Origin of the sequence: Kitasatospora sp. NPDC006697, assembly GCF_042869935.1 — a bacterium.
Lineage (GTDB): Bacteria > Actinomycetota > Actinomycetes > Streptomycetales > Streptomycetaceae > Kitasatospora.
Genome location: NZ_JBIAGU010000009.1, coordinates 103,719 through 119,330 on the forward strand (window position 1 = coordinate 103,719; position 15,612 = coordinate 119,330).

Here is a 15,612-nt window from a genome sequence, read left to right on the forward strand (position 1 = left end):
GGGGAGTCGCAACTGGAGCTGACAGCCGGGGAGTTGGCCCGATGGGTGGGGGTGTCGAAGTCGTGGGTCGATCACCGGGTACTACCGGCGCTCCGCGGCTCAGGAGCGGTCTCGACCGAGGTGATGACGGCGACGGTCGAGGGCGTGCGCCGGGTGACGGGCCTGCGCTGGCATTTGTTGCCGCTCTCGGCGGCACAGGCACGGTGCGCAGATCCGTTGGTCCTAGAGAAGAGCGAGTTGGCGGTCCTCCTAGCTCTGTGCGAGCGGCTGTTCGGACCTGGGTGGGCTCCGGTGGGCAAGCCGGAGACGCCTCCCGGGCTGCTCGGTGAGCGGCGGGGTCGCGGCGCAGCGGCCGAGCGTCTCGCGCTTCTCCGGTTGGTCTTGGCCGCGCGGCCAGATGGCCGGGTGCGGCTGGTGGGCGGAGCCGTGGCGGCCGGATTCGACCGGGCAGATGCGACGGTCGCACGGCTGGTCGGCTGCCCGCTGGCAGAAGCGGCCCGGGTGGTCGACGGGCTGATCCGGCAAGGGGTCCTGGAGGTGCCGGGCCGCGGGGTTCCCGACGCGCGGCTGAGGATCCTGGTGCCGGCGGTCGCGGCCGCGCACGGGCGTTCGTCGGCGGATCTGCAGGTGGTGCCCGATCAGGTCCCCCAGGACGTCGAACCCGGAGCTGCTCCGGAGGACCAGGGCGCAGTGTGCGCGCAGTGCGCGGGGGCGGTGGACGATGGAGATTCGCCGGAGCCGGGAGACGGGTGGGTCCAGCAGGGCTTCTTCGACGTCGTGGACGGTGATCTGCTCGATCCGGATAGTGCACTCAGGGGTCAGGGCGACGCAGAAGCAGGGCCGACCGGGCATGAGGATGCCTCTGACCTGGGAAATCAAGGCGCTGCTGCGGCGGCCGGTAGCTCGGTCGATGGTGCACCACTCCACGCCCACCACGCGCCTCAGGTGGTTGCTCTAGGTGGTTCTGGTGCTGCTGAGTTTTGCTTTTCCGGCGAAGCCGTCTCGGGGTCCCCGCCGTTGCCGGAGCGCGCGAGCGGGCGTGAGGATCAGCCCGAGCCGGGCCTTCTCGGCTCCGGCGGGCAGGTCGGGGGTTGCGGTGGCCCGCTTCGCGGGGAACAGCACCAGGACCACGTCGTCGAACAGCAGGACCGGGAGGTGCCTGTCGGTGGTGCGCCGATTCTGCCGCGGTGGTCTCTGCCCCGGGGGCTAGAGCGGGTCTTGGCGCCGGTCCGGTGGGAGTGGGCGCGGATCGGGCATGCCGGTGGCCGGCGTCGAGTCCGTGCTGCTGCTCGGGCCGAGTTGGTGCGCCTGGCCGGGATCGTCGGCGCGGAGCAGGCGCCGGTGGTGCTGGCGGAACGGCTGGAGCGGCGGCTGGCCGCGCAGTTCGGGCAGCCGGTGCGGGATCCGATTGGTTGGCTTCTCGGCCGAGGTCTGCCACAGCGGGTCGAGTGCTACGCCATGGCCTGTGACGACCGGGTGCGGATGGACACCGATCAGGTCTGTCCGTCTTGCGAGCTGCTGATCGAGGACCGGCGGGCGCTGCGGCACCAAGTGGCGCGCGCAGTCACTGACGAGTTGCCCTCGCTGGAACCGGACGAGTTCCGGGCGGAGGTCGAGCGGCGGCTGAGCCGGGAGGTCGCCCGGTTGGCTGCTGAGCAGGCCGTCCGGCGTGAGCGTGCGGCCGTGGAGCGCGCTCGGTGCGAGGAAGCGTGGGTCCACCAGCGCGAGGAACAGGCGGCTGCTCAGGCCGAGTTGGCGGCGCAGCCATGTGCGGAGTGCGGGGTACCGGAGGCCGGCGGGCTGTGCCTGATCTGCTCGGAGACCCGGACGTCGCGCCAGGCCCTGGAGTCAGCCGCGGAGTTCGCGGCCGTGGCGGCAGGCATGGTGGACGTCCCGGCCGCAGCGGCCGGGCTGCTGGGCGTGTGCCGGGCGCGGCTGGAGGCTGAGGCCGAGCAGGCGGGGGAGGGGTTGCGCGGCCAGGGGCTGCCGGAGGCGGCGGTGGTCTGGCAGCTGCGGGAGCTCGCCGAGCAGCTGGTGGTCAGGGAGCGTGCTCTGGCGCTGGAGACGCTGCTTCGGGGCCCGCAGGCGAGGTCCGAGGCCGAGCGGGTGGCCGGGATCGAGCGGGCCCGGCGCCGCGTTGAGCCGGAGGTCCTGGCCGCGGCCGACGAGGCGGCTCGTCGGTCCGCGCAGGCCCTGCTGGCGCAGCGGCTGGACCAGGTCCGCGCCGAGGTCCAGGCCCCGGTCCAGCCCCCGGCCGGTAGTTGGCGGGAGCGGATGGTCGAGTACGCGGCCCGGCCGCTGGAGGGCGAGAGCCTGCTGGCGCCGGTCCTGCCGGTCGAGGCCCGGGAGGCGGTGAGCGCGGCGTGAGCAGCGGACTTGAGCTGGCCTTGCGGTGCGCTGCACGGGGGTGGTGGGTTCATCCGCTGCTGCCCGGATCGAAGCGCCCGGTGGGCAACTGCCGCCGGTGTCGGCCGGACGTACCCGGCGGTCGGCCACCCTGCGGGTTCCCCGACCTGGGCGCCGGCGGCTGCGGCTGCCTGGCGGTGGGACGGTACTGCCACGGGGTGCGGGCGGCGACGACCGATCCCGAGCTGATCCGCCGCTGGTGGCGCCGGGACTTCGCCGTCGGCGTGGCCACCGGCCCGTCCGGTGTCGTGGTCGTCGACCTGGACGACCACGACCATCCGCTTCCGGAGCGCGAGGCGCTGCTGCCCGGCATCGACCTGACCACCGTCCCGGAGGCCGACCGGGTGCGCACCGGGGTGGACGTGCTGGAACTGCTGTGCCGGGTACGGCGGGCCGAGAGCCTGCTGCACGCCCCGCCGACGCTGACGGTGCGTACCCCGGGTGGCGGAGTCCACCTCTGGTACCGCGACGGTGGGGCCCGGTTCACGCAGGGCGCCGGCCGGCTGGGCTGGCAGATCGACGTGCGGGCCGGCTGGTCCACGGCGGTCGCACCCACGACCAGGACCCCGGCCGGCTGCTACCAGGTCACCGGGCCGGAATCCGAACCTGCCCGGCTGCCGCGTTGGCTCGCCCTCGAGCTCGGGCGGGTCGGCCTGCGCTCCCGCGACCCTGCCGCTGACCCGCCGCCGGCCCGGATCCGGCTTCCCCGGCCTGCGGCGCGGCACCGGCCGGACGACGCGGCCGCGTACGCCGCAGCGGCACTGCGCCGGGAGGCCGAGACGGTGGCCTGCGCCCGCGTCGGCCGCAATGACCAGCTCAACCGCAGCGGGTTCCGGCTCGGCCAGCTGGTCGGTGCCGGGCTGCTGGAGTTCGACGAGGTCCACCAGGCGCTCACCGAGGCCGCCGCACTCGCCGGGGTCGACCCCGGCGAAGCCCACGCCCAGTCCACCCTCCGCCGCGCAGTTCAGGCGGGCATGCGCTCGCCGCGCACCATCCCGAGCCCCGGAGCACGGCCATGACCGACCTGACCACCCGCGTGGCGCTCCCGGCTCCCGCCGGCGAAGCCCGGTCCGCCCGTCCGGCGCCGCCCACCGGGCCGGGGGAGTCGGCGGCCGCGGTGCCCGCCGATCAGCCGAGCCCGGAGCGCGGGCCGAAACTCTCGCAGTCCGACGTCCTGCTGCACCTGGGCATGGACGAATACCAGCTGGTGAGGTGCGACCAGACCGCGTACGCCGTCCCCGTCGACGGGCCGCCGATCGCCCGCCCGCTGCGCGCCGCCGGTGGCTTCGGCGGCACAGGCAGCCTGCGTCAACTCCTCAACCGCTCCTACGTCCTGCGCACCGGACGGGCTCCTTCCCAGGGCTGCCTGACCGACGCGATCTCCTCCATGGACGCCCTCGCCCTGGACGCCCCGGAGCAACCGGTGCATCTGCGGATCGCCCCCGACCCGGCTGACGAGCAGGTGACCTGGCTCGACCTCGGCCGCCCGGACGGGCAGAGCGTCTGCATCGAACCGGGTACCTGGTCAGTGACCACCCCGCCCGTCGGCGAGGGCCCGCTGTGGCGGCGTACCCGACTGACGGGCGAACTCCCGCTCCCCGAACGCGATCCGGGCGGCTGGCAGGTCGGCCTCGGTCAGCTGCGCGAGCTGTCCGCGCTCGCCGAGCCGTCCTGGCGGATGGCCGTCGCCTGGCTGCTGGCCGGGCTGCGACCCGACATGCCCCGCCCCATCGCTTACTTCAACGGCGAACGCGGCACGGCCAAGACGACCTCCGCCCGACAACTGCTGCGGGTACTCGACGGGATCCGCGCCGAGGTGCGCAACGTTCCCCGGAGCGAGGACGACGGGGCCGTCGCCGGCTCGGCCGGCTGGACCATGGGCCTGGACAACATCCATGGCATCCCCCAGTGGCTGTCGGACTTCCTGTGCCGGACCGTCACCGGGGCCTCCGTCGCCAAGAGGGAGATGTACACGGACGACGATGTCGCCTCATGGGCCTACCAGCGCCCCGTCCTGCTGACCGGCATCGACGTCGGCGCCCTCCAGCCCGACCTCGCCGAACGCCTGCTCCCCTTTACCCTGGACGCCATCGACCCCAAGGCGCGGCGCAGCGAGCACGACCTGTGGCGGCGTTACCGGGCCGCGCACGGCCGTATCCTCGGCGGCCTGCTCGACCTGGCGGCCGCGGTGTGGGCGCGCCTGCCCGACGCAGCCGACCAGCTCGACCAGCGGCCGCGGATGGCCGACTGGGCCGAACTGCTGTGGGCCCTCGACGCGGTCACCGGCTGGGACACCCTGGCCACCTACACCGGCTCCCAGGACGAGATCACCGACGACGTCATCGACGCCGACCCGGTGGCCACCGCGCTCACCCGTTGGGCCTCCATCGCCGGCACCACCGAGTGGCAGGCCACCACCGGTCAGCTCGACACCACCCTCCGACCGCCCGGCCCTCTCCTGGACACTTGGCCGAAGACCACCGCCCTGCTCTCCGCCCGCCTGACCTCCCTCGCCCCGGCGCTGCGCCAGCGCGGCATCGACGTCCGCAAGCTGCCCCGCAGCGGCTCCGGGCGCGGCTTCCTCATCACCCTCCACCCCGCCCCGGACCCGCGCACCTGACCCAACGCCCGCCCGCCTGACGGAACCAGGTCCCACACTGCTCACCCCACCCGCCGTCCCACCCAGACGCGCGGGCCATCCGCATGCCCGGACGCCCACAGAAGGCCGACCAGTGCCGATCCGAGGAGCCCTTCCTTCAGCGCCCGGTACTGCGGAGCCCGTCAGGGAGGCGGGCGATCGTCGCGGGGCTCGCCCCGCCGGCTTGGGGACGGTCGCCGCCTCCGGCAGGCGGCGGCTGTCCTCTGGCAGGTGATCTTGATCTTTGCCATGTGACTCTGATGGCCAGTGGTTCCCGCCACCTGATCTTGATTTATGAGGGCGGCGGCTGCCGTTACTGCTGCTGGAAGGCGTCGACAACGTCCCACGGTCCGACGTATAGGAGGTCGGCGACCCGCTGGGCGAGCGGGGGACCGAGTGGGCAGCCGACCTTGTGGTGGATCCGGGCCGTTTCGCAGGCCGCCCACCGGGCGGTGCTGCTGGGCGCAGCCCCAGGGTCAGGGAGCAGTGCGTCGAGCGTCTGCGCTTCGGCGGCCCGGTCGGCCAGCCACCGGCCGAAGGGAGAGTCCCTGGTGTACTGCGGCTCCATACGGCCTCCCTGGTCCTTGTGCCATGGGTGGCTACCCAGGCCGACGGCTGCTGAGTCATCACCAAGGAGTGAGGGTCCGAGTTCGTAGGGGCCGACTGGCTGGGCGGTGCTCAGCCGCCAAGATCACTTGGCAATCGGTCAAGATCGCCTGCCTGAGGACAGTGACGCAGGGGTGACGCTGCCCGTGACGTACCTTCTGCGCGGCAGGGACCAGCTATGACCTGCAAGTTCTCGTTGCCAGCTGCATTCCCATGACGCTGATGACGCTCTCGTACCCCATCTCACTGGAGGGGAAGGAGAAGAGAAGTAGCTGGGCCAGAGACATGGTGCGTCAGAGCGTCATCAGCGTCCGTCGTCCGCCTGGCCGGAGGCAAACCCGCAGGTCAACGCGGCGGCCGGGTGAACATCACAGCGTCATCCGTCAGCGTCACCGCGCGTCCCTGCGTCACCGGGCCGCAGCAGGCGGCGGTCCCAGGCTCCGGCCTCTCGGCGGGGCCGGATCGGGTTTCACGCGGATTCACGCAAACGATCCGGCGTTCACGGTCTTCACGGCCTTGGCCACTGTGACCGTCCCGCCGCCCGCGGTGTGCTGGTCGAGGAACACGGCCGGCGGGAGTGGGAGGGGATCGCAGTGACGACATCCGTGGGGACGGTGGCGGCCACGGGCCAGGGGTGGGCGGACATGCCCACTCCTGACCTTGAGCACCTGACGCGGGATGCGGAGAAGTGCCGGCACTACGCCTTCGACCCGCTGGTGCGGGAGGGCTGGGCGACGGTCGTCGGGGTGCTCGGTCCAGGCGAGGCGCAGCGGTTCGCGTCGGAGACGGCGTTGCTGTGGCTGCGGCCGGACGTCGTTGCGGCCGGGGCCGCGGTGGACGTGCTCGCGAGGGTGGAGGCGGCCGGGTTCACGGCGGTGGGTGCGAGCGTGGTTCGGCTGGAGCGGGCGGGGGTGCGGGCGCTGTGGTGGTGGCAGCTGCGGCGCGCGACCGCGGAGAGGCTGCTGCTCTTGGACGCCGTGGTGGAGCTGGGGCCGGGGCTGCTGGTGTTGTACCGGCACCGGGACGGTGATGCCGCGCGGCGCCTGACGCGCTTGAAGGGCGGCAACGTGCCCGGAGGGCGTGCGGCGGACTCGTTGCGCGAGGTGGCGGGCAGCCCCAACCGGCTTCTGACGATGGTGCACACCAGCGACGATCCGCTGGACGTGGTGCGGGAGTTGGCGGTGTTCCTGCCCTGGCGGGAGCGGGCCGCGTTGGTGGCGTCCGCTCATGTGTCCGGGCCGTGCGAGCCGGGGTCGGTCGTGGAGGCTGCGCTGGCCGCGGTGGTGGCGGCCTATCCGGAGCCGCCGTCCGGCCGGGCTGCGGAGAACGCCACCGGGGGCCGGGGGCCGGGTCGGCGGGGGGAGGCGTTCGCGGAACTGGTGCGCGACATCGCCGTCGGGGGCACCGGGTCGCGGTGGGAGGCGGTCACGCGCTGGTCGCGGCAGGCCCCGTTGCTGACCGGCGGGGCGCACCGGTGACCGGGGTGAGGGAGTCAGCGCGGCTGGGCGAGCTCGGAGGCGAGCTTGGTCCAGCGGGCGAGCAGGTCGGCGGCGGCTCCGCTGTCGATGGCGGTGCGGGCCCGGTCCAGGCCGTCAGCGAAGGCGTCCTCGAGACCGGCGGTGGCGTCGTGGGCAGCGAGTGCTCCGGCGGAGTTGGCGAGAACCGCGTCGCGGGCGGCCCCCGGGGCGCCCGCGAGCACAGTGTGGACGGCGTCGGCGTTGTAGGCGGCGTCCCCGCCGCGCAGCGCGTCCGGGCCGGGGCGTTGCAGACCGAAGCGCGCGGTGTCGAACGTGGACTTGCGCACGCCGGTCTCACCGACGGTCCACACGTCGGTGACGTCGGCGGTGGTGATCTCGTCCAGGCCGTCGTGGCCGCGGACGACGAGCGCCCGGGTGCCCCGGTCGGCGAGAACGGTGGCCAGGGCGGGGGCGAGCTGGAGGTTGGAGCAGCCGACCAGGGCGGCGCCGGGGCGGGCCGGGTTCGTCAGCGGCGCGATGTAGTTGACGGCGGTGGGCACGCCCAGGGTGCGGCGCACGGGGGAGGCGTGGCGCAGGCCCCGGTGGAAAGCGGGGGCGAAGGTGAAGCCGATGCCGACCTCGGTGACGCAGCGGGCGACCTGCTCGGGGCCCAGGCTGAGCGGCACGCCGAGCTGCTCCAGGACGTCGGCGGAGCCGCTCTTGCTGGAGACCGAGCGGCCTCCGTTCTTCACCACCGGCACGCCGGCGGCGGCTGTGACGATCGCGGCCATGGTGGAGATGTTGACGGTGTGCGCGCCGTCGCCGCCGGTGCCGACGATGTCCAGGACGCCGGTGCCGTCGACGGGCAGCGGGGTTACGCGCTCCATCAGGGCGTCGAGCAAGCCGCTGAGCTCGGCAGGGCTCTCGCCCTTGGCGCGAAGTGCGACGAGGAAGCCGGCCAGGGCGACCGGCTCGTGGTCGTCGTCCATGACCGCGCGCATCGCCCACCTGGTGTCGTCCGCCGTCAGGTCCTCGCCGCGCAGCAAGGTGGCGAGCAGGTGCGGCCAGGTACGGGTGGAAGCGGTCACGGGGTTCCCCTCGAAGCGGCCCGGCGCCGGGTGCCGGCACGGGTGTCTGTTCCGAGCCTAGCGACTGACGAATCGTCATACCGCCAGGTTCGCGAGGGCGAAGACGAAGGCGTCGCACGGGTGGACGCCTTCGTCGCCCGGGAGTTGGCACTGCGGGCCGCCGCAGTGGCCGATGGGGGAGTGAAGGGCGACGGCGGGCTGGTGATGGTGATCGGCGGCTCGCGCGAGTACCCCGCTCCGCCGTACGTGGCGGCGCTGGCGGCCCGCCGGGCCGGGGCGCACGGCGTGCGGGTCGCCGCGCCGCCCGCACTGGCAGCGCAGCAGGTGGCTCTGGAGGCGCACCTGATCGCGGGGCTGGGGCCCGAACTCGACGCCGCGGCGGTGGACATCGTGGCCGGGGCGTCGCGGCGGATGGCCCAGGGCCTCGCGCAGACGGCGGCCCGGGGCCGGGTGGTGTGGCTGGTCGGTCCCGGGCTGGGCGGCAGTCCGCTGGCCGGGAAGGTGCTCGACGCCCTGGAAGAGGCCCGGGACCGCGATCGGGGCACGGCGCTGGTGGTCGACGGCTCGCTGGGCGGCGGCCCCCGCGCCCGGCAGCGCCTTCGGCGCCTCGGCGCCGACCTGGTGCTGCTCAACCGCGCCGAGGCCCACGCCCTCCTCATCGCCCCCGGCCCGCCGGTCCGGCGCGAGGCGGTCGACTGGGCAGCGCTGGCTGACGCGGCCCGGGAGACCGGCGCGGTGCTGGTGGCCAAGGGCGATCCGGACCGGATCGCCGACGGCACCCGGAGCTATCTGGTGCCCGCCGGGCACCCGGGCCTGGCCCGGCACGGTACGGGAGACGTCCTCGCCGGCGTCGCCGCCACGCTGCTCGCCCAGATGTTGGCGCCCGCCGACGCGGCGGCGCTGGCCTGCCACCTGGTCGGCGCCGCCGGCGAGGCCCTGGCCCGGGAGGCGGGACCGGGCTGGCTAACGGGCGACCTCCTGGACACGGTCGCCCACGTGCTGCGCGACCTGCTCGCCGGCCCCGGGCTGCGCTGACCTCTTTCCGCTCCACTCGCCGCCGACGGCGGCGCCCTTCGCCTTGTGCCCGACCTGACCCGTTTGGAGATCGCGATGACCCTTGTCTACGACCAGCCCGCCCTCGTGGCGGTGGGGCAGTTGAGCCGAACGGCTGGCGAGCACCGGGAGTTCGGGGAGCAGCACGGGACGCTGCACCCTCGGGTGTGGGAGGCGCTGACCGCGTCGGCGCTGCCCCGGGCCGCGGTGCCCGCGGACTGCGGCGGCCTGCAGTGGGACGTGCCGCAGATCCTCGCGGCGGTGCGCGAGGTCGCCCTCGCGGACCCGGCCGCCGGATGGGTGGCGGCGATCCACGGCCCGGCCGGGGCGTTCCTGTCGCGCCTGCCGGTGCAGGTGGCCCGCGACCTGGTCGGCGCCGCCCCGGTGGTTGCCGGCTCCTCGGTGCCGGTCGGCCTGGCCGAGCGGGAGGGCGAGGGGGTGCGGCTGCGGGGGCGCTGGCCGCTGGTCACCGGCGCGCCGGCGATGACCCTGGCCGCCCTCGCGGCCCCGGCCGACGCCTCCGGTACGGCGGGCCCCCGCTGGTGGCTCGTTCCGCGCGGCCAGCTGGCCGTCGAGGAGGACTGGGACGCGCTCGGGCTGCGGGGCAGCGCCTCCTACACTGTGGCCTGCGACACCCTGGTGCCGCCCGCGCACAGCATCAGCCTGACCGACCCGCCGCTGGCGGACGGGGCGCTGTACCGCTACCCCCTTTACGGGCTGCTGGCCGGGTGCATTGCCGAGGTCGCCCGCGCGAGCGGCGAGCGGGCCCTGACCGCGTTCGCCACCCTCGCCTCGACCACTGCCACCCGCTACGGCAGCGGGCCGATGGCCGGCCAGCCCGCCGTCCAGGCTGCCTTCGACCGGGCCGACGGCCGCCTCCGCGCCGCGGCCGGCCTGCTGGACGCCGCGACCGCTGCCGCATGGAGCAGCGCACTGGCCGGCCAGGTCAGCCCCGGGCAGCGGGCCCTGCTGCGCACGGCCTGCTGCCAGATGGCCGAGGCCGCCGAACAGGCGTGCCGCACGCTGTTCGACGCCGCCGGGGCGGCCGCGATCCACCGCGCCGCGGGCCTGGAGGGCTGCTGGCGCGACGCCCTGACGATCTCCCGGCACGCACTCGTCGCCGCCCGCGGCCACCAGCTCGCCGGAGCCCACCACCTGACCGCGACCACCGCCAGGGACCTGTGATGGCCGACCGCCTCCTGCCCCGCTTCCTCGCCCATCCCGGCAAGCTGCCGGCCATCATCGGCCTCAACGGCGCCGTCTGGACGTTCGACGAGGTGCTCGGACGAGCACTGACCCTCGCCCAGCAACTGCGTGCCACCGCCGAGGTGGCCGGGCGCGTCGTGCTGCTGCGCACCGAGCGGGCCCCGCTGTTCAGCATCGCGGACCTGGCCGTGCTCCTGGCAGGCGGCGTGCCCGCCGTCCTCCCGGACCTGAGCCGCGCCCAACTCGACGCGCTGTGGCCGGTGGTGGATCCCGCCGCCGTCCTCGACACCGTCGGCGACCGGGAGCTCGCCGACGTCGCCGACCAGACCCGGACGCCGGTACACACGGTGGACGAGCGCAGCACCCGGCCGGGCGGCACACCCACGCAGTGGCGCACCGCGGCCCGGCGCCTGGCCGCGCGACGGCTGGAGCAGACCGCCACGATCGTGTTCACCTCCGGCACCACCGGTGTGCCGCGCGCCGTCGCCCTCACCGAGGCGGCCTTGGTGCACGGCACCGACACCTGGACCGCCCACTGGGCGGGCCGGCCCGCGAGAGCCCTGTCCTACCTGCCCGTCTCCCACGTCGCCCAGCGGATCATGGGGCACACCCTGATGTGCCTGTACGGGACCACCGTCGTCGCCTCCACCCCGGCCCGCCTCGAAGGCGACCTGATCCGGCACCGGACGGACACCCTCCTCGGAGTCCCCCAGATCTGGGCCCGCCTGGCCGCCGCCTGCGAGCAGCCGGGCGACGCCGGACAGCGGCTCCGGCAGGCCCTGGCCGGGGTGCGCACCGCCGTCAACGGCGCCGCCGCCCTCGACCGCACGGTCGCCGACGCCCTCCACCGGCACACGGGAGTTCGGATCTGCGGCGCCTACGGCGCGACCGAGACCACCGTGCCCACCTTCCACCAGGACGACGCCACCACCCCCGGGTTGGGACGGCCGGTCGCCGTGGAACACCGGATCGACGACGACGGACAACTCCTGCTGCGCGGCCCCCACATGGCTGCCGGGTACGTCGAACAGTGGCCGCGGCTGAACCCGGTCACCGACCCCGACGGCTGGCTGCACACCGGCGACCGGGTGAGCCCCGACGAGAACGCGGCGGGCGGGCTGCGGCTGAGCGGCCGGATCGGGGCCGCGTTCAAGACCGGAGCGGGCGAGATGATCAACCCCGAGCCGGTCGAGGCCCACCTGCTCGCCCACCCCGAGGTCGACGCCGCGTGCCTGCTCGGCCCCGGCCTGCCCCACGCCGTCGCCCTGGTCTCGGCCCCGGGCACCGAAGGCTGGCTTCCCGAACAGGTCGCCGCCCTGGAAGAGGACCTCCACCACGGCGTCGAGACGGCCCGGCGCGCCGGCGAGCTGCCCTACTGCGACCTGTCCGCCGTCCACGTCCTGCCCGACCGGTGGCCCGAGCTCCTCCTGGTCACCTCCACCGGAAAACCCCGCCGCGACCTGATCGCCGTTCACTACCGCCACCTGCTGCCTGCCCTGGAGACCACCCGTGCCCTCACCTGACCGACCCCGCCGCGTCCTGCTCGTCGACATGGGCGGCGTCTTCTTCAGCTACTCCTTCCTGAAGGCCATCGCCGCGTGGGCCACCGCCGCCGGGCAGGACCCGGAGCAACTGCGGGAGCGCTGGCTGATCGACGCCCCGTTCGACGCCTTCGAGCGTGGAGAGATCGAGCCTGCCGTCTACCTGGAGCACCTGCGCCACCTCCTGGCGGTGGACCTCAGCGACGAGCAGCTGGAGCGGGGCTGGAACTCGATCTACGGGACCACCGACGCCACCCTGCTCGCGCTGCTGGCCAGCCCGGCGGTCCGTGGGCGCTTCGACGCCGTCGTCGGGGTCTCCAACACCAACGTTCTGCACGCCGCGTTCTGGCGCCATCTGTTCCGCGAGGAGCTGCCGGTGCTGGACGCCGTGCACTGCTCGCACGAGATCGGGGCCACCAAGCCCAGCGCCGAGTTCTTCGACCACGTCGCCGCCGCCCACCACACCACCCGCGAGCATCTCGTCCTCGTCGACGACATCGCCATCGTCACCGACGCCGCGACCGCGCTCGGCATCCGCGCCCACACCTACCAGGACCCCGCCGCCCTGGCCGCCTACTTTGACACCCTCGACCTCGCCAAGGACCGCTCGTGAACCTGCTGATCACCGGTGCGGCCGGCTTCATCGGCTCCGCCCTCACCATCGCCCTGCGCACCGCCGGACACACCGTCACCGCGCTGGACGACCTGTCCGTCCACTCGCCCCGGCCCCGCCCCGACCACCTCGTCGAACGCGACGTCCGCACCCTCACCCCCGCCGACCTGGACGGCTTCCACACCATCGTCCACCTCGCCGCGCACAAGTCCGTCCCCGCCTCGTTCGCCCCGGGCGGCTTCGAGCACAACACCAGCGCCGACCGGCACATGATCCACATCTTCGCCGCCTCCGGAGCCGGCCGCCTCCTGCTCGCCTCCTCCTGCGAGGTCTACGGCCAGCAAAGCGGCCCGCTCGCCGAACACGCCCCGCACCAGCCCCGCTCCCCGTACGCGGCCGGGAAGGCCACCACCGAGCACCTCGCCGACATCTACCGCCAGCAGCTGGGCCGCGGCCGGCAGATCGGCACGGTCCGCTTCTTCAACACGTACGGGCCGTGGGAGGACCCCGACGCGGTGATCCCGGCGTTCATCGACGCCGCCCTCGCCGACCGGCCGCTGACGATCGAGGGCACCGGAACCCAGGCCCGGGACCTCACCCACATCGACGACACCACCGCCATGCTCGGCCGCATCCTGGAAGCCGACCAGCTGCTGCCCGTCGTCAACATCGGCTCGGGCCGGTCCATCACCGTCCTCGACCTGGCCCGGACCGTCATCCGCGCCACCGGCCGCGGCTCCATCACCCACGTCCAGCCCCGGCCCAACGAGATCCGCTCCTTCACCGCCGACATGGACCTGTTCACCGCCACCTACGGACCCCTGCCGCCGCAGCGCCCGTTCGAGGAGGTCCTCTCCGAAACCGCCCGCGTCCGCGCCCTCTCCTGGATCCCGGCCGGAGCCGGCCGGTGACCCTCGTCTCCACCGGCGCCGCCACCCCGCTCGCGGGTGCGGCGGCGCTGGGAACCTTCGAGTTCGGCACCGCCGCGATCCCCGACGACCGGGGCCGCCAACTCCTCGACAACTACCAGGAGCTCGGCGGTCGCCTCATCGACACCGCCCCCACATACGGCCCGGCAGGCGGCGCCTTCCGCGCCGAACCCCTGATCGGCACCTGGCTACGCGACAGCGGCACCACCGGCATGCGGGTGATCACCAAGGCCGGGCTCGACCCCACCCGCCCAGGCCGGGGCGATCTACGCCCCGAGGCGATCATCGCCTCCGCCCGCCGCAGCGCCGAGTGCCTCGGCCGGGCCGTCGTCCTGCTGCTGCACCGCGACAACCCAGCCGTGCCCGTGGCCGAGATCGCGGACGCCGCCGACCGGGCCGTCCGCGAAGGGACCGCCGAGCAGGTCGGCGCATCCAACTGGACCACCACCCGCCTGACCGCCTGGGCCGACCACGCCGCCGCAGCCCACCTCGCCGCCCCGACGGTCACCGCCCCGCTGTGGAGCCTCATCCCCCGCGCCGACCCGCCCGCCGAGCCCGGGCTCGTCGAAGCCGACCCCGGGCACCTGGCCATGGCCGCCCGGCACGGCATGACCGTCATCCCCTACCGCACCCTCGCGGCCGGCTACCTGGCCGCCCGCCACAGCGGCCGCCACGCCCACCACCACACCGGCACCTACGACACGGCCCCCGGGCGCGAGCGCCGCGACCGGCTCCACCAGGCCGCGGCCGCAATGCGGATGACCCCGCACGGCCTGGCCCTGGCCTACCTGCGCGCCCACCGCCCGGCCCCGGTGATCCCCGTCATCGGCCCCCGCACCCTCCAGCAACTGACCGAGAGCATGGCCGGCGCAGCCCAGGCCGGCCGCGTCACCCCCGAACTCGCCGCCTACCTCGAAGCCCGCCCATGACCGGCCTCGGCGCCACCGTCCGTCCCGCCGTCCAGCAGCCGGGCGAACCGCTCCGGCATCAGGCCCCGGCTGTTGGCCTCGTACGGGAACAGCCACGTCGCCCGTCGGCAGAAATCCCGCAGATCGTGGCCGACCTCGTCCAGCAGCCCCGCCACCGCCAGCGGCTCCGCGAAGCCGAACACCACCACCCCGCCGCCGGTCTGCTGCAGCTCCACCGACACCACCGGTGCCTCAGTGTCCAGGCGTACCTGCCAGCAGCCGCCCCGGCCCGACACCTCCCACCCCGGTGTGCCCCCGGTGCCGGGCACCTCACGCACCATCAGGCCCTTGAAGGCGAGGCGTTGGAGCCAGCCAGCCACCAGGGCGGTGACCGCCTCGCGGCGCTGCTGCACGTCCAGGGCCTGCGGCCGCAACTCGCGCTTGACCACCGCGGGCACACCGCCGGCCAGCACCCCGGCAGGCAGCGACCTGGTCACCGTGGCGCTCGCCGCGACGATGGTGCCCTCGCCCACCCGCACCCCGGGCAGCAGCACCGCCCGGAAGCCCAGCCACGCCCCGTCCTCGATCTCGACGCCGGCGAACGCCGCGCCGTGCCCGTCCCGGACCGCGTGCCCGGCGTGGTACCCGTGCGTGAGGATCGCGACCTCGGCGCTGATCCCCACCTGGTTGCCGATCAGCACCGGCTCGGTGCAGTTCAGCGTCACCTCCGGCGCGATCTGGCAGCCGTCGCCGATCTGCACGATCGAGCGCTCCTCCATCGTCGCGCCCGCACCGATCCGCAGCCGCTGCCCCAGGTAGGTGCCCTGGCCGACCGTCAGCTCCCGGCACACCGCATCCGAGCCGGCATCGACCACTGAGCCCGTACCGAGGCGGGCCAAGTCCGCGACCCACCACCGGCCTCCGGCACCGACCTGCGCGCCCGTGCCGAGCTCCAGCCGGGCCGACCGCAGATCGCAGCCCGGCCCCACCACCGCCCCGTCCGCCAGCACCAGGTCGTCCGCCACGATCACCGCGCCCTCCCCGATCCGCACCCCCTGACCGATCCGCGCTCGCCCGGCCCGCACATCGGCCCCCGGGAACTCTCCGACCCCCACGCGACCCACCCTTTTCCGTCCACCGGGCTCCGCGGCCCGAACCGATCCCTCA

13 protein-coding genes are annotated in these 15,612 nt (G+C 74.5%); 10 read left to right on the plus strand and 3 right to left on the minus strand.

From position 1 onward, the window contains the following. The first annotated feature begins 291 nt into the window (after positions 1-291). From ACFYNO_RS14675 to ACFYNO_RS14685, 3 genes are read left to right on the plus strand one after another with little or no spacing between them, the layout of a single operon-like run. On the plus strand, positions 292-2,367 hold the full coding sequence (locus ACFYNO_RS14675) for a hypothetical protein (protein WP_388011034.1): 2,076 nt from the start codon (positions 292-294) through the stop codon (positions 2,365-2,367). After that, positions 2,364-3,425: a bifunctional DNA primase/polymerase gene (locus tag ACFYNO_RS14680; RefSeq protein WP_388011037.1), complete on the plus strand. Its 1,062-nt coding sequence runs from the start codon at positions 2,364-2,366 to the stop codon at positions 3,423-3,425. Before ACFYNO_RS14675 ends, ACFYNO_RS14680 begins: the two co-directional genes overlap by 4 nt. After that, entirely contained in the window at positions 3,422-5,026 is a 1,605-nt protein-coding gene (locus tag ACFYNO_RS14685; protein WP_388011040.1) for a hypothetical protein, read from the plus strand. The genes ACFYNO_RS14680 and ACFYNO_RS14685 overlap by 4 nt, the downstream gene beginning before the upstream one ends. Positions 5,027-5,357: 331 nt before the next feature. Here ACFYNO_RS14685 and ACFYNO_RS14690 read toward each other — a convergent pair whose 3' ends face one another. Next, positions 5,358-5,612 carry a hypothetical protein gene (locus tag ACFYNO_RS14690; protein WP_388011043.1) on the minus strand — a complete coding sequence of 85 codons (255 nt, stop codon included), beginning with the start codon at positions 5,610-5,612 and terminating at the stop codon, positions 5,358-5,360. A 586-nt stretch (positions 5,613-6,198) separates the two neighbouring features. On the opposite strand from ACFYNO_RS14690, the gene ACFYNO_RS14695 reads away from it, so the two are divergent. Beyond that, positions 6,199-7,128, plus strand: coding sequence for a nucleoside-diphosphate kinase (locus tag ACFYNO_RS14695; protein ID WP_388011046.1), 930 nt, complete (start codon positions 6,199-6,201; stop codon positions 7,126-7,128). 14 nt (positions 7,129-7,142) lie between these two features. Here the strand turns inward: ACFYNO_RS14695 and trpD are convergent, their stop codons facing one another. After that, the gene (gene trpD, locus ACFYNO_RS14700) at positions 7,143-8,195 is read right to left on the minus strand and encodes an anthranilate phosphoribosyltransferase (RefSeq protein WP_388011049.1); all 1,053 of its coding nucleotides are present in this window, start codon (positions 8,193-8,195) and stop codon (positions 7,143-7,145) included. A 120-nt stretch (positions 8,196-8,315) separates the two neighbouring features. Here trpD and ACFYNO_RS14705 point away from each other — a divergent pair, with 120 nt between their 5' ends. The 6 genes from ACFYNO_RS14705 (at position 8,316) to ACFYNO_RS14730 (ending at position 14,466) form a co-directional block, all read left to right on the plus strand. After that, positions 8,316-9,230 (plus strand): NAD(P)H-hydrate dehydratase, encoded by a 915-nt coding sequence (locus tag ACFYNO_RS14705; RefSeq protein ID WP_388011052.1) that lies wholly within the window; start codon positions 8,316-8,318, stop codon positions 9,228-9,230. 75 nt (positions 9,231-9,305) lie between these two features. Beyond that, positions 9,306-10,433, plus strand: a complete 1,128-nt coding sequence (locus tag ACFYNO_RS14710; protein WP_388011055.1) for a hypothetical protein — start codon at positions 9,306-9,308, stop codon at positions 10,431-10,433. Beyond that, entirely contained in the window at positions 10,433-11,977 is a 1,545-nt protein-coding gene (locus ACFYNO_RS14715) for an AMP-binding protein (protein WP_388011058.1), read from the plus strand. Before ACFYNO_RS14710 ends, ACFYNO_RS14715 begins: the two co-directional genes overlap by 1 nt. Next, positions 11,964-12,608 (plus strand): hypothetical protein, encoded by a 645-nt coding sequence (locus tag ACFYNO_RS14720; RefSeq protein ID WP_388011061.1) that lies wholly within the window; start codon positions 11,964-11,966, stop codon positions 12,606-12,608. The genes ACFYNO_RS14715 and ACFYNO_RS14720 overlap by 14 nt, the downstream gene beginning before the upstream one ends. Beyond that, positions 12,605-13,519, plus strand: a complete 915-nt coding sequence (locus ACFYNO_RS14725) for an NAD-dependent epimerase/dehydratase family protein (protein WP_388011064.1) — start codon at positions 12,605-12,607, stop codon at positions 13,517-13,519. Before ACFYNO_RS14720 ends, ACFYNO_RS14725 begins: the two co-directional genes overlap by 4 nt. Beyond that, complete coding sequence (locus ACFYNO_RS14730) at positions 13,516-14,466, plus strand: aldo/keto reductase (RefSeq protein ID WP_388011067.1); 951 nt, start codon at positions 13,516-13,518, stop codon at positions 14,464-14,466. The genes ACFYNO_RS14725 and ACFYNO_RS14730 overlap by 4 nt, the downstream gene beginning before the upstream one ends. Here the strand turns inward: ACFYNO_RS14730 and ACFYNO_RS14735 are convergent. After that, positions 14,445-15,560 (minus strand): hypothetical protein, encoded by a 1,116-nt coding sequence (locus tag ACFYNO_RS14735; RefSeq protein WP_388011070.1) that lies wholly within the window; start codon positions 15,558-15,560, stop codon positions 14,445-14,447. The two genes, ACFYNO_RS14730 and ACFYNO_RS14735, sit on opposite strands and share 22 nt — an antisense overlap. Between the last annotated feature and the right edge of the window lie 52 nt (positions 15,561-15,612).

Excerpts from the sequence above, each read along its gene's own strand:
- ACFYNO_RS14715 (WP_388011058.1), top strand. The coding sequence starts at position 10,433 with ATGGCCGACCGCCTCCTGCCCCGCTTCCTCGCCCATCCCGGCAAGCTG.
- ACFYNO_RS14690 (WP_388011043.1), bottom strand. The coding sequence starts at position 5,612 with ATGGAGCCGCAGTACACCAGGGACTCTCCCTTCGGCCGGTGGCTGGCC.
- ACFYNO_RS14710 (WP_388011055.1), top strand. The coding sequence starts at position 9,306 with ATGACCCTTGTCTACGACCAGCCCGCCCTCGTGGCGGTGGGGCAGTTG.
- ACFYNO_RS14685 (WP_388011040.1), top strand. The coding sequence starts at position 3,422 with ATGACCGACCTGACCACCCGCGTGGCGCTCCCGGCTCCCGCCGGCGAA.